Raw genomic sequence first — 13,653 nt, 5'->3', positions numbered from 1 at the left:
AAGTATTTCCAACTCATTTTCGATGGCAAGTGCTCGCTCAATAGATAAGTAACTGCTAATGTGTGTGGGTCCCTATCCTATTTGCGGAGTGATCCCATGCGCTACCACGATACCGAATCTTCTCAGCAACCTTCTGCTGCGCCACTTAACCCATCGCTGATGGAACATCTGATCAACGCACGCAAGATTTTCATTACCGGCACCGTGGATGAAAAAATGGCCAAAGAGGTGGTTCAGCATCTGCACATCCTCGCCGCCATCAGCGATCGACCGATCACGATCTTCATCAACTCTCCCGGTGGTCATGCTGAATCGGGCGATATGATTTTTGATGCCATACGCTTTATCACTCCCGAAGTGATCATGATTGGTTCTGGTTGTGTGGCCAGCGCAGGTGCGTTGATTTATGTCGCCGCCAACAAAGCAAATCGCTATGCGTTGCCCAACACCCGCTTCCTTCTGCATCAGCCTTCCGGCGGCATGCAAGGCCCCGCCAGCAATATGCAGATTTACAGCAATGAAATCGTGCGCATGAAAAATCGCCTTAATCATATTTTCGCGGATGCCACCGGGCAGGCGATTGAGAGGATTGAGCAAGATACTCAGCGTGATTTCTGGTTGAGTGCGGAGCAGGCGGTGGAATACGGTTTGGTGTCGAAAGTGATCGTCACCGAGCAAGAGATCGCCGCGCATTATCTTGCCGCTTAAATAAGCCAGTGCTAATGTCATCAACATGATTGAAAATGCGATATTCAAAGCACTGGCGGATCCGACCCGCCGTGCCATATTTGAAAAGCTGTCGGTGGGGCGCATGAATGCCACGGCGTTGCGCGACGGGATGGAGATCAGCCAATCGGCGATGTCTCAACATCTCGCGGTGTTACGGGGTGCGGGGCTGGTGCGTGAAGAGCGGCAAGGGCGCTTTGTGAACTATGAAGTTGACCCGGTGGGCATGACGTTTCTGGTCAACTGGCTAGCCAAATATCGCGCGTTTTGGCCGACACGCATTGATGCCCTGAAAAGTTTGCTGAAGGATATGGACCAATGAGTGAAGCCGAAAAATCCAACGAACTGGTACAAGAGTATCAACTGGATGCGACAACGGAGAAAGTGTGGCGCGCTATCAGTATTGCGGAGTACCGGGAAGCCTGGCTACCCAACGCCGTATTAGCGGAGGCTGAACCTGTTGACTGCGAACCTGGAAAATCGATCCGTTACCGGTTACGTGATGACGCACCACCTTACCTGAAGAGTGACGTGACGTTTCTAATCGCGCCCGATGACGCGGGTGGCACCCGATTGACTATCGTCCATCGCCTTGCTGATCTGCACTTGCAGGCCGCAAATGATGAAAATGGTCCATTGATGCTGGCGGCATAGCCTCGGGCTAATTTTTTTAGCGCGCCTTATTCCCAAAACGTACATTTCTGGCGGCCCGAAGGCCGCCAGCTTTACACTGGTTGATCAGCCTTATTCGCATCACGAGATCCTGCCGCGTCCGCACAAACTAACGCCAGTAGCACCATCACCAGCACCGGCAGCATCGCCATGCGCAGACCCGCGTGCTCGCCAATAAAGCCCAATCCCGGCGGCCCCACTAAAAACGCCAGATAGCCGAGCGTAGCTGCGATGGTTACGCGAATCGCGCTGTTTTTGCCATCGCCAGCTGCCGACACGGTCAACGGGAAACCCAGCGAAGCGCCAATCCCCCAGAACAACACTGCCGCCGCCGCCAGCCACTGGTTGTTGGAGAAAATCACCATCGCCAGACCCAATGCGGCTGAGAATGCGCTGGCGCGTAATACCAGCACACGGCCCAGGCGATCCACCACATATCCGCCAAGGAAACGTCCCACGGTCATGCCCGCAGTGAAACCCGCGTACACCAGCGTGCTTTGCGTGTGATTAAGATTATGACCATCGATCATCAGTAACGGTAGCCAGTCATTGGCAGAGCCTTCTGCCAGCGCCATCGCCAAAATCACCACCCCAAGGATCAGCAGTTGGCGATCGCGCAGCTCGCGTCCGACCTGAGCGAGGAAGCCGCCGCTGTGCGCCTGTTCATGTCGTTCGCTGTCGCTGGTGGCGGGTAAATGACGCAGGGCTGCGGAGACAATCAGCAGGTTCACCAGCACCACGAAGGCAAAGTGCCAGGTGATGCTGACATCCGCGGCTGTCATAGCAAGACCCGACAGAGCACCAATCAGCGTGCCAAAGCTAAAGAAGCCGTGAATGTTGGTCATGATCGATTTGCCAATCAGACGCTCAAACGCTGCGCCTTCAACGTTTATCACGACATCGATTAACGCTGTCCCTCCGCCCAGTAACACCAGGCTGGCGAAGACACCGTACGCGCTGTGCAGTAGAAGGGCAGCTAACATGACTGCGACGCCACTCAACAGCAGCACAAAGCCATAACGCATGACACGGCTAGTGCCAAAGTGGGTGATGAGTTTGCCTGCCAGCAGAACGCATAACATTGAGCCACAGGAAAAGCCGAACAGGATCATGCCCATCATTTCCGTGGAAGCATGCAGAATATCGCGCATGTAAGGTGTACGACTCACCCACGAAGCCCAGGTGAAACCCGGCAAAAACATCAGGCCGTAGATCGCCCATTTACCGCGTAGCTGTTGCTGTAAATCCATATTCATCCCCATCCATAAATTAGCGGAAAGGGTAACAGAAAGGCTCCCCGCGTGCGCGACGCGGGGAGAAACAGTGATTAAAAACTCTGCCAGTCGGCGTCATTAACCACCGCTAAACGCTGCGGCTTGGGTAGCGATGGCGTACGGATGATGGTTTGTGGAACGTCAATGACATCGCTGACATGGAATTTACCGACCAACTGATTCAGGTTACCCGCCTGCTCTTGCAGCGATTGCGAAGCGGCCGCGGCTTGTTCCACTAAGGCGGCGTTCTGCTGGGTAACATCATCCATCTGATTAACCGCTTGCTGCACCTGAACGATGCCCTGGCTCTGCTCCACGGCAGCCGCAGCGATCTCACTCACCAACTGACTCACCTGGTGAATGGCATCATTCATCACGTCCATATTGCGGCCCACATCACTGGCTTGCGTGGCACCCGATTCGGTTAAACGATGAGATTCCTCAATCAGCACTTTGATCTCGCGTGCTGCGTTGCTTGAGCGCTGAGACAGGCTGCGCACTTCACCGGCAACCACCGCAAAGCCTTTGCCGTGTTCACCGGCGCGCGCTGCTTCAACCGCCGCGTTCAAGGCCAGAATGTTGGTCTGGAAAGCGATACCTTCTATGATCGAGACAATCTCAGTCACTTTGCGCGAGCTGCCACGAATCTCGTCCATGGTCGACAGCATGGTGGTGAGCGAGGTTCCATTTTTCTCTGACAGCGCGCTGGCATTGGCTGCCAGCTGGCTCGCCTGCCGGGTGTTGTCCGCCGTTTGGCGCACCGTCTCACTGAGTTCCGTCATGCTGGCAGCCGTTTGCTCCAGCGATGCCGCTTGCTGTTCGGTGCGTGAAGAGAGATCTTCATTGCCCGCTGAAATCTGCACTGAAGCGCTGCTCACGGACTGAGACGCTTTACGCACTGAAGAGAGGGCTTCAGAGACGCGCTGCATCAAAATATTGAAGGAGTGTGCCATATTGCCCACTTCATCTCGCCGGCTTTCATCGGCGCTTAAAGTCAGATCGAGGTTCTCGCTGGCCGCCAGCATGACCTTACCTACCGCGCCCAAACTGCGGCGAATACGCATCACGGTAAACAGCGAGAACAGACCGAAGATCACCACTGTCGCCGCAACACCTGCAACGGTGGCCCAAAAGACAAAATGGAAGGTGCTTTGATTGGTGGCGCGCAATGCGTCGCCCGCAGTAATGTTGAGTGCCTGTTGAGTTTGATAATCAGCGATCATCTGACGAATGGCGGCACCCACACCACTATCTCCTTCCAGCAAACTCAGGCTCACTTCATTCTGGTGATCACGTGACGCTGTAAGAAATGCAGGTAACTGCGATGCAACGCGCTGGATGTTATCAAAAGCGACGTTAGTCAGGCGTTTGTCTTCCTCATTCGAAATATCGTTTGCCATGTAGTAATCGGTCAGCGCTTTCAGTCCATTGATTTGCTCATCGATCTGTTTTTCTACGGCAGGCATGTTGCTGTCGTGAATCTGGCTCTGGTGTTTGTACAGCGTAATGGCCAGCTGGTTACTTTGATCGATCAGTTTGCCGATGTCCTTAATCGAAGGAATGGCGTTAGTTTGCACAAATTCAAAACGGTCCTGAAATCCTGACAGTAGCGAGAGCGCAAGAATCGCCTGCAGGATGATGGCGCCAAACAACATGGAAAGGGTCAGCAAGAGACGCTGGGAGATGTTCATCGAATTATCCTTAATCTAAAAGCACCCCTGGTTCAGGAAAATCAGGGAATAGGGCAGATTAATAACCATCGGCAGAATGCGAGATTTAGTTAATTATTTTTTATTGCACGGTGATGGAGATCAAATCATACGTAGCGAAGGCGCAACATTTTAGCCATTCTCACGATCTTAAATAGATCCAGTGAAATATGTTGTGCGACAGATTCAGAAATCCTAACAAGCCGATATTGTCGCGAGGTCGTAATCGTTATTATAATAATCATTACGGGTAGAGGTTAAGGGCTAAGGAATGGCGATTTATGTACATAAACGTTTTGATCGGAATTTCAAAAAGGCCAGTCTTCATGATGCTGACCTTTGCCATGCTGCTGCGGAAGTCAAAAGGGGCGAGTTTGAAGCTGACCTGGGGGGAGGCGTGATTAAAAAGCGTATAGCACTGAGTAAGGGGAAAAGTGGTGGTGCCCGGTCGGTGATTTTCTTCAAAAGAGGAAACACACTATTTTTTTATGATGGCTGGACTAAAGGCGAGTTGCATAAGAAAAATGCCAAAGAGATCGAGGATGACGTGTTGGCAACGTATAAAATCCTTGCGAAAGGCTACTTACAAGCGAGTGCGGCAGACCTGCTACAGCTTAAAAATCGTGGGACATTCAGAGAGGTAAACTGCGATGAAAACTACACCAGCAACATTGGATGAGATGATTGAAGATGCGGAAGAGTTGCGAGGATTAGGCCTACTTTCTGATGAAGATGTCTCTCAGATTGCCACGCGAATCTCTGCAAGTGAGTATCGCAAGCGTGTTGCAGCTGTACATGATATGACCGGTCTGGAAATTAAACTCATGCGTAAACAGTATGGCCTGAGTCAGGCATTACTGGCTTATACCTTAGGTATGACAGTGGATAGCGTTTCAAAGTGGGAGCGAGGAGAAATCAAGCCGAGTGGCCCGGCACTGCGTATCTTAAATACACTGGCTGCTAAAGGCCCTGATGCATTTGTTGTTTAAAGGGGAAACTGGACTCCAGTTTCCCCTTTAAAATTATGGCCTTCTAAACAGCGCCATGCTGCGGCCTTCCAGTTCAAAATCCTTCTCTTTGGTAATCACCAGCCCTTTTTTAGCGGTATCGGAGGTGGTGAGTTCCAGCACCCAGCCGCCTTCGCCAAATTGTGGGATGCGGAAGGGCACGTTGCCTTCAAACGGATTGAACAGCATCAACACATCGTGCCAGATGCCTTCTTCGGTTTGCAGATCCGGACGGCCAATGTAGACGCCAAGCGTGCTGCCCTCATCCCATTGGTCTTCCTGCTGGAAGCCGCCGCCAGCGTTAAACCATTTTATGTCCATACCGTCGCGCCAGTTTTCACGGCGCAGCAACGGCTGTTTCGCCCTTAACGCCAGTAAATGACGGGTGAATTCGCGTAAGGCATCCGCGGACTCCGGCAAGTTTTCCCAATGCAGCCAGGAGATTTCACTGTCCTGACAATAACCGTTGTTGTTGCCCATCTGACTGCGGCCAAACTCGTCACCCGCCAGCAGCATCGGCGTGCCGTGTGAGAACAGCAGCGTCGCGAGGAAGTTTCGCTTTTGCCGCTCACGCACCGCGTTGATGCCTTCGTCATCGGTCGGGCCTTCCGCGCCGTAATTGTACGAACGATTATCGTTATGACCGTCATTGTTATCTTCACCGTTCGCGTCGTTATGTTTCTCGTTGTAAGACACCAAATCGTTGAGCGTGAAGCCATCGTGTGCGGTAAGGAAGTTGATGCTGGCCCAGGGCCGACGGCCGCGTTGATCGTAGAGATCGCCTGAGCCGAGCAGACGTGCAGCAAAGTCGGTAGAGACGTTGTCGCCTTTCCAGTACTCACGCACCGTGTCGCGATATTTATCGTTCCATTCAGCCCAGCCTGGCGGGAAGCCTCCGACCTGATAGCCGCCGGGGCCAATATCCCAGGGTTCGCCAATCAGTTTTAATTTCGACAGCACTGGGTCTTGCGTCATGGCATCAAAGAAACCGCCACGCTGGTCGAAACCTTCTGGTTCGCGCCCGAGAATAGTGCCCAAATCGAAGCGAAAACCGTCGATATGCATCGATTCCGCCCAGTAGCGCAGTGAATCCATCACCATCTGCAACACGCGTGGATGCGAGGTGTTCACGGTGTTGCCAGTACCGGTATCGTTGATGTAGTAGCGATGCTGATCCGGCAAGGTGCGGTAATAGGAGAAGTTATCGATGCCTTTGAACGACAGCGTCGGACCCAGTTCATTACCTTCCGCCGTATGGTTGTAAACCACATCGAGGATTACTTCGATACCGGCGTCGTGGAAGGCACGGACCATATCGCGAAAGCCCTGAATGCCACGCGGGCCAAAGTAGCGTGAGGCCGGGGCAAAAAACGCCAGTGAGTTATAGCCCCAGAAGTTTTTCAGCCCTTTATCAAGCAAATGCTGATCGTCCGGGAACCAGTGCACCGGTAGCAACTCAACCGACGTGACACCGAGGCTTTTAATGTACTCGACGGTGGCTTTGTTGCTCATGCCATCGTAAGTGCCGCGCATTTCAGGGGGCACTGCCGGGTTCAACTGGCTGAAGCCCTTAACGTGTGTCTCATAGATAACGGTCTGTGACCACGGGATAACGGGACGGTTACGGTCCTGCCAGTCAAATTCGTTGGGATCGATCACCCGGCATTTTGGCGTAAAGGGCGCGCTGTCACGTTCATCGAAAGTCAGGTCTTTATCTTCATGCAGCAGGTCATAAGCAAAATGCGCATCGTTCCACTGGATGTCGCCGCGCAGCTCACGAGCATAGGGGTCGAGCAGCAGTTTGTTGGCGTTGAATCGATGGCCGTTTTCCGGTTCAAACGGACCATGCACCCGGTAGCCGTAAAGTGCACCGGGCTGCAGGCCGGGAATGAAGCCATGCCAGACTTCATGGGTATTTTCCGGCAGATCAAAACGCGCGATTTCGTGCTGACCGCTCTCGTCGTAAAGACACAATTCCACACGCTCGGCGAACGCTGAAAACAGGGCAAAATTGACGCCCTCGCCATCATAATTTGCGCCAAGCGTTTGACCCGAACCCGCGATAATTTCTAAAGGCTTTGCGTTAGACATTCATTCCTCTCCATCCGATGAACAGAAATACAGGCTTGTTATTAACTGGCAATCAGCACCAGTGGCGCGTAAGGCGGTAAGTTATCTAAAGAAAGTTGTTCGTTAAGCGTTAAGGTTGCACCACTTAACAGATTGCGATAGTGCCGGTGGGCCAGCGACTCAGGTAAGGGAATGGACGTTTCAGCCCAGGAAGTGCCCTCCAGCATTAAACGAGGCGCCACAACGATGAGGCTGTTTTCACTGTCCTGTCGCGCATAGGCAATCAGGTGCTCTGGATGCGCGCCTGTGGCGTACAACGGTTGATAATCGCCGAAACGGAATAGCTGCGGCTTATCCAGGCGCAGGTGTAATAAGCATGCGATGACCTGCTGTTTGAGTTTGCCACTGCGCCAGTCAGAGGGCTGAGTGAAATCAGGACGGCTGCGATCAACAAGTTGCGCCTCCAGCACGGCGTAATCGGGCTCACGGCGGTTATCGGGATCGACGAGGCTGAAGTCAAGCGCTTCACTACCCTGATAAATATCCGGGACGCCTGGTGCGGTGAGCTTAATCACGGTCTGTGACAGGCTGTTAACCAGGCCGGTATCAACGAAAGGTTGAATGGCTGTGACAAAGTCCGTCAGGAATGCTGGATTTTCTGCGGAAAGCAGATGTTTTGCATATTCCAGCACCGCCTGTTCGTAGGCTTCATCGCCATCCGCCCAGTCAGTACGAAGCTTGGCTTCACGCAGCGCTTTCTCCACAAACGGTAAAAAACGTGCCTCAAGGGTACGCAACCCGTCGTGGTCATCTGGTCGTAAGGTCGTGGGCCACGCACCGGCCAGCGCCTGATACAGCATCCATTCTACCGCCGGTTCGGGGGCCGGGCCTTCGTTCAGGGTGAGCACTTTGGATTGATTCAGCTCCCGCCAGCGCGTGACGTTCTCTGCCCAGAGTGCGGGTGCTTCGCTCAGTGAATAGAGTCGGGCACGGGCATCTTCCCCACGTTTGGTATCGTGGGTCGACGTCGTCGAAAGTGCGTCGGGTTGATGATGCAACCGGGTTTGCATCTGCTGGTGGAAGTGTTCCACAGAGAAGGGATGCGGCAGCGGTTCCGCGCCGACTTCGTTGATGGCAAGGATGGCGTGATTACGAAAGAACAGTGTGTCCTCAACGGATTTTGCCATCAACGGGCCGGTGAGCTGCTGGAAGCGCGTGCGGAAATCAGCGGCATCCGGTTCACTTTGTTCCGAGACCGCACCGAGTAATATGGCCTGCAGGAAACTGAGTGCAGCGGGAAACGCACTGAACTTCACCGCTTCCAATACCTGTTGCAGAAGTGCCTCACCCGCCAATGGCATGCCCGCCGGGCGACCATAGGTGCGGTAAACCGGGAAGGCGATCAGCATCTCGCGCAGGGCGACATGCAACTCAGCTTCGCCAAAATTGCGCTGTTCTAAATGTGCCACCCCGGTCGCTATCGCCAGCAGACGTGAAAATTCACCGGCGAAGTTACGGTCAACCATCAATTCACGGGCGGCGCGCAGACCAGCACTGACATCATTCCGCTCTTCGGTGACGGCTTCATAGGCCAGATGCAACGCATCAATCTGGGTATCGTCGATCAACGCATGTGAAAGCGCGGCGATAAACTCATAGCCGGTGGTGCCGGAGATCGGCCATTCAGGCGGGATCTGCTCCTCTTCCGCCAGAATCTTCTCCACCGTGATATAGCAATCCTCACCTGCGGCTCTGCGCAAACGCTGAAGATAACCCTGCGGATCGGCCAGACCATCAATGTGATCAACGCGTAAACCACTGACTGCACCGCTGTGCACCAGATCCAGAATCAACGCGTGCGAGGCGTTAAATACCGCTTCATCTTCAACACGCACGCCAACCAGACCGGTGATTTCAAAGAAGCGTCGGTAGGAAAGGTCTTTACGCGCATCGCGCCAGTTGATCAACTGCCAGGGCTGCTGTTGATGCAATTCGGCAATCGCTGCGCGATCGTTAATGGCCAGCACCTCATCGGCACGACCTTGCCAACTGGCCGGCGTTAGCGGATAGAAGCTGTCGTAGTAAGCCAGCGCCGGATGGCCAGTTTGCGGATGGGGCTTAATGCTCAATTCGTCGTTTTGCAGCACGCGTTCAAAATCATCGCCGAGGAATGGCAACGTCAGGCGACGCGACCAATCAATATCGAAATAGCGCGCATACTGACTGTTTTCGCCATGCTCAATCACATCGCGCCACCAGGCATTTTCCAGTGATGCCGCCATATGGTTTGGCACGATATCCAGAATTAAACCGAGGCTGGCCTGCTGTAATGCCGCCGACAGTCGGTTAAAACCGTCACGTCCGCCCAGCGCAGGATCGATTTCATTGGCATCAGTGACATCGTAGCCGTGCGTGGAGTCCGTGGTGGCAGTGAAGATAGGTGAGGCGTAAAGATGGCTGATACCGAGCCGCTGTAAATAAGGCAGCAAAGCGATGGCGCGATCGAAGGTCATACCGTTGCGGAATTGAAGACGGTAGGTCGCTGAAGGAATCGTCATGCTTTTTCTCCCTGTGCCAGACGTACCACTATGGCATGTTGCGGCAACACATCGTTCTCCTGCGGCCAGGCAAAAAGGGTTTTGCCTGCCATGGTGGGTAAGGGTTGGGCCTGCTTACTGATATTCAGCGCCAATGAGAGTTCGCCCTGCGGGAACTGCCAACTCACCGCGATAAAACCTTTGGCCGTTTTCAGCACTTTGCCACTGTGACCGCCCGCCGTGGCGAGCAGCGGCACAATGTGGCGCTGACGCAATGCCAACAATTGCTGAGTGAACGCCAGCCAGGCTTTGCCTTTCTCACTTTCCAGTTTGCTCCAGTCGAGTTTCGAGCGGTTAAACGTCTCTTCCGCATTGGGATCGGGCACACTGTCGTCGTGGCCCGCATGGCCGGTAAACTCGCGGGCGCGTCCTTCACGTACCGCTTTAGCCAAATCACCATGAAAATCGGTGAAGAACAGGAACGGGTTGGTTTCGCCATACTCCTCGCCCATAAACAGCAGCGGGATATGCGGTGACAGTAACAGCGTGGCCAGCAGCACTTTGGTGCGGTCGGTGCCTGCCAGCGTGATTAAGCGGTCACCCTGCGCACGATTGCCGACCTGATCGTGGTTCTGGATAAAATCAACAAAGGCAATCGGAGGCTGTGCCGCACTGGGCACGCCGCGCCGTTGACCACTCTGAGGCGAGATTTCCCCCTGATAGGCAAAACCTTCAGTCAGAATGCGTGCAATCAGCTTTTCAGGAACTTCAGCGAAATCCTGGTAGTAGGCATGGGTTTCACCAGTGGCAAACACATGTATGGCGTTGTGGAAATCGTCATTCCATTCGCCGGTAAACAGCGGCGCATGGCCCTGTTTGTCACGCGGGTGCAGGAAGGTGACATTGCGCGAATCTTCCGTGGTGAGATGGATAGGGCGATCCGTGATCTCACGGCGGATGCGTTCAGCAATTTCAATCAACGCATGTTTGCTGGAGGTATCTTCGATCTGATCGATGGCATCAAAGCGCAAGCCATCAAGATGGTACTCCTGCAACCAGTAGAGTGGCGCTTCCACGATGTAACGACGTGCGGCATCAACATCATATGCGATGCCCGCGCCCCAGGGTGTCATGCGCTCTTTGTGGAAGAAATCAGGGGCCAGCAGCGGCAGATAGTTACCTTCCGGACCAAAGTGATTGAGCACAATATCGAGCACCACCGACAGGCCGTGTCCATGTGCAGCATCCACAAAGGCTTTGAAATCATCCGGCGCGCCGTAAGCAGAATGCGGCGCATACAACAGCACGCCATCGTAACCCCAACCGCGATTGCCCCCAAACTGCGACACCGGCAACACCTCAATCATGGTAATGCCAAGTGCTTTTAAATAGGGCAAGCGGGTAATCGCGGCCTGGAAAGTGCCTTCGGAGGTAAAGGTACCGATATGCAGTTCGTACACCACGGTTTCTTGCCAGGCGTGTCCATGCCAATCCGTGTGCTGCCATGCATAATGACGAGGATCGACTACCACGGAAGGGCCATTGACCCCGGATTGTTGCGCGCGAGCGGCGGGATCGGGCACCACCGTGCCATCCGCCAGTACAAAGTTGTAAGTCGCACCAGGTTGTATGCCGCCCAGTTGCCGTTGATACCAGCCATCGTCCGAGGCTGACATAAGATGATCGCCATCGGCGAGACGCAAGGTAATCTGTTGCTGACCCGGTGCCCACAAGCGGAATAGCACGCTGCCATCCGCCTGAATCTCAGCTCCCCAGGATTTCTTAAATGATCTGAATTCCATTCAATTGCCTCGTTTAACCCTCGCAAGGGCAATGGACGACATCAAGCGGTACACGTTCCGTTTAAAGATGCTGGCTGAGTACGATATACAGTGGGACGACACGAAAAGACTGAGAACAGATCATAGTCGATATTTTGCGCTTTTCTGGCGCGAACAGATGGGTTTAGGAAATTATCGACGCCTTACGCTTCGCTAATCAGGGAGGTGAATAGAAGAAAGGCGACCTGATGGTCGCCCCGAAGATTATGCTGGTTTGTGTTGCTGGACCTTGCGGCCGCGTTGCTTACGTAATTTATCAATCAGCTTATGCGCCTCCGCTTTGGTGGCGACAGCAGGTGAAGAGCCTTTCAGCGGTTTACGCGCGGTTTCACTCAACGTTAGCACGGTAATCAAGCCGACAATCCCGGCGCCCATCATGTAATAAGCGGGCATCATCGCATTGTGCGTGGTATCCACCAGCCATGCAGTGATTAACGGCGTAGTGCCGCCAAACAGTGACACGGAGAGGTTAAAGCCAATCGCTAATGCACTGTAGCGAATATCGGTGACAAACAGGGCCGGTAATGTGGCGGGCATGGTGCCGCTAAAGCAGGTATGCAATAAACCTAATATCGCCAGACCGGCAAATACCAACATCATATTGCCAGAACCAATCAGCATATAGCTGGGAATAGCCAGCAATATTAAGCCCAGAGCCCCTAAGCCAATGACCGGCTTACGGCCCATACGGTCGGTTAAATGTCCCCACATCAACGTCAATGGCATCATAATAAACATAATAACCATCACTAACATGAGCCCGGATAATTCACTCATACCCAATACGCCGGTTAAATAGCTAGGCATATAAGCAGTCAACATATAATTGGATACGTTAAATAACAGCACCAGGCCAATACATTTCAACAGCGGTTTACTCTGTACACGCAGCATCTGCAGCAAGGTCAGTTGAGGCTTATTGTGCTCAAGCTCTTCGCGCTTGTCCATGTGCTCTTTAAATGCCGGCGTCTCTTCCAGTTTCAGGCGAATATAGAGACCAAATAATCCCAGAGGTGCGGCCAGGAAAAAGGGAATACGCCAGCCCCAATCCATCATGGCTTGATGCGGTAATAGTGCAATCATGCCGGTGACCAGACTGGCACCGAGCAGATAACCCGCCAGTGTGCCGAATTCCAGGAAGCTGCCCATAAAGCCACGGCGCTTATCGGTGGAGTATTCCGCGATAAAGGTCGCTGCGCCACCGTATTCGCCGCCGGTGGAGAAACCCTGCACCAGACGTGCCACCAGCAACAGGATCGGGGCGGCAATGCCAATACTGGCATAACTGGGAATCAGGCCGATGCAGAAGGTGCCAATCGACATCATGATCATGGTGAAGGCGAGCACTTTCTGCCGCCCAAAGCGATCACCTAACGGCCCAAATACCATTCCCCCGATTGGGCGAACTAAAAACGCAGCGGCAAAGGTGCCAAAAGAGGCGATTAACTGCGCAGTGTTACTGGCACCAGGAAAAAAGACCTGGCCGATAATCACGGCGAGATAGCTATATACGCCAAAATCAAACCATTCCATGGTGTTGCCTAACGCAGCAGCACTCACAGCGCGTTTTAATAATTTTTTATCGATGACCGTAATATCATCAACGGTTAAGTCAGATTGTTTAGAAATCGTTCCGGCGCTCATAAACCTCCATGAGTAAAATTAGAGCGATCTTATAGCTTTCGCAGCCGAACAATTCACCTATGGAAATGAAAGCTATAAGAGGCTGAAAGGCGGACACCTTAGGTAAACTCTTTAAGATGTGCAAGTTTGTGACATATTTCCTTGCATTAAAGCGTAGCGATGAAGGTATATTC

General features: G+C 53.2%; 11 protein-coding genes. 5 read left to right on the top strand and 6 right to left on the bottom strand.

Annotation, left to right across the window (positions count from 1 at the left end; all coding sequences use genetic code 11):
• Positions 1–96 precede the first annotated feature (96 nt).
• Genes FD744_RS00295 through FD744_RS00285 form a run of 3 tightly spaced genes read left to right on the top strand, consistent with a single transcriptional unit; the run spans position 97 to position 1,380 of the window.
• Positions 97–708 (top strand): ATP-dependent Clp protease proteolytic subunit, encoded by a 612-nt coding sequence (locus tag FD744_RS00295; protein WP_160866842.1) that lies wholly within the window; start codon positions 97–99, stop codon positions 706–708.
• A 25-nt stretch (positions 709–733) separates the two neighbouring features.
• On the top strand, positions 734–1,048 hold the full coding sequence (locus tag FD744_RS00290) for a helix-turn-helix transcriptional regulator (protein WP_034822684.1): 315 nt from the start codon (positions 734–736) through the stop codon (positions 1,046–1,048).
• Positions 1,045–1,380, top strand: coding sequence for an SRPBCC domain-containing protein (locus FD744_RS00285; RefSeq protein WP_160866841.1), 336 nt, complete (start codon positions 1,045–1,047; stop codon positions 1,378–1,380). Before FD744_RS00290 ends, FD744_RS00285 begins: the two co-directional genes overlap by 4 nt.
• Positions 1,381–1,451: 71 nt before the next feature.
• Here the strand turns inward: FD744_RS00285 and FD744_RS00280 are convergent, their stop codons facing one another.
• Together FD744_RS00280 and FD744_RS00275 are read right to left on the bottom strand one after the other, a co-directional pair.
• Positions 1,452–2,654 carry an MFS transporter gene (locus FD744_RS00280; protein ID WP_237449302.1) on the bottom strand — a complete coding sequence of 401 codons (1,203 nt, stop codon included), beginning with the start codon at positions 2,652–2,654 and terminating at the stop codon, positions 1,452–1,454.
• A 71-nt stretch (positions 2,655–2,725) separates the two neighbouring features.
• Entirely contained in the window at positions 2,726–4,363 is a 1,638-nt protein-coding gene (locus FD744_RS00275) for a methyl-accepting chemotaxis protein (protein ID WP_160866840.1), read from the bottom strand.
• A 289-nt stretch (positions 4,364–4,652) separates the two neighbouring features.
• On the opposite strand from FD744_RS00275, the gene FD744_RS00270 reads away from it, so the two are divergent.
• Together FD744_RS00270 and FD744_RS00265 are read left to right on the top strand one after the other, a co-directional pair.
• Positions 4,653–5,060, top strand: coding sequence for a type II toxin-antitoxin system RelE/ParE family toxin (locus FD744_RS00270; RefSeq protein ID WP_097117762.1), 408 nt, complete (start codon positions 4,653–4,655; stop codon positions 5,058–5,060).
• Positions 5,032–5,370: a DNA-binding transcriptional regulator gene (locus tag FD744_RS00265; protein WP_034822694.1), complete on the top strand. Its 339-nt coding sequence runs from the start codon at positions 5,032–5,034 to the stop codon at positions 5,368–5,370. The genes FD744_RS00270 and FD744_RS00265 overlap by 29 nt, the downstream gene beginning before the upstream one ends.
• Positions 5,371–5,403: 33 nt before the next feature.
• On the opposite strand, the gene glgX is transcribed toward FD744_RS00265, so the two are convergent.
• The 4 genes from glgX to proP form a co-directional block, all read right to left on the bottom strand.
• On the bottom strand, positions 5,404–7,479 hold the full coding sequence (gene glgX, locus FD744_RS00260; protein WP_160866839.1) for a glycogen debranching protein GlgX: 2,076 nt from the start codon (positions 7,477–7,479) through the stop codon (positions 5,404–5,406).
• 41 nt (positions 7,480–7,520) lie between these two features.
• Positions 7,521–10,016: a malto-oligosyltrehalose synthase gene (gene treY, locus FD744_RS00255; protein ID WP_160866838.1), complete on the bottom strand. Its 2,496-nt coding sequence runs from the start codon at positions 10,014–10,016 to the stop codon at positions 7,521–7,523.
• Positions 10,013–11,797, bottom strand: coding sequence for a malto-oligosyltrehalose trehalohydrolase (gene treZ, locus FD744_RS00250; RefSeq protein ID WP_160866837.1), 1,785 nt, complete (start codon positions 11,795–11,797; stop codon positions 10,013–10,015). Before treZ ends, treY begins: the two co-directional genes overlap by 4 nt.
• Before the next feature lie 243 nt (positions 11,798–12,040).
• On the bottom strand, positions 12,041–13,480 hold the full coding sequence (gene proP, locus FD744_RS00245) for a glycine betaine/L-proline transporter ProP (protein ID WP_160866836.1): 1,440 nt from the start codon (positions 13,478–13,480) through the stop codon (positions 12,041–12,043).
• Positions 13,481–13,653: the final 173 nt, after the last annotated feature.

It is taken from the genome of Pantoea sp. Taur (assembly GCF_009830025.1).
GTDB lineage: Bacteria > Pseudomonadota > Gammaproteobacteria > Enterobacterales > Enterobacteriaceae > Pantoea > Pantoea communis.
The sequence above is the reverse complement of the archived record's forward strand: the minus strand, read 5'-3'. Positions and strand labels throughout refer to the sequence as shown.

Coding starts and splice junctions, on each gene's coding strand:
- FD744_RS00295 (WP_160866842.1), top strand. CDS start 97: ATGCGCTACCACGATACCGAATCTTCTCAGCAACCTTCTGCTGCGCCA.
- FD744_RS00290 (WP_034822684.1), top strand. CDS start 734: ATGATTGAAAATGCGATATTCAAAGCACTGGCGGATCCGACCCGCCGT.
- FD744_RS00285 (WP_160866841.1), top strand. CDS start 1,045: ATGAGTGAAGCCGAAAAATCCAACGAACTGGTACAAGAGTATCAACTG.
- FD744_RS00280 (WP_237449302.1), bottom strand. CDS start 2,654: ATGAATATGGATTTACAGCAACAGCTACGCGGTAAATGGGCGATCTAC.
- FD744_RS00275 (WP_160866840.1), bottom strand. CDS start 4,363: ATGAACATCTCCCAGCGTCTCTTGCTGACCCTTTCCATGTTGTTTGGC.
- FD744_RS00270 (WP_097117762.1), top strand. CDS start 4,653: ATGGCGATTTATGTACATAAACGTTTTGATCGGAATTTCAAAAAGGCC.
- FD744_RS00265 (WP_034822694.1), top strand. CDS start 5,032: ATGAAAACTACACCAGCAACATTGGATGAGATGATTGAAGATGCGGAA.
- glgX (WP_160866839.1), bottom strand. CDS start 7,479: ATGTCTAACGCAAAGCCTTTAGAAATTATCGCGGGTTCGGGTCAAACG.
- treY (WP_160866838.1), bottom strand. CDS start 10,016: ATGACGATTCCTTCAGCGACCTACCGTCTTCAATTCCGCAACGGTATG.
- treZ (WP_160866837.1), bottom strand. CDS start 11,797: ATGGAATTCAGATCATTTAAGAAATCCTGGGGAGCTGAGATTCAGGCG.
- proP (WP_160866836.1), bottom strand. CDS start 13,480: ATGAGCGCCGGAACGATTTCTAAACAATCTGACTTAACCGTTGATGAT.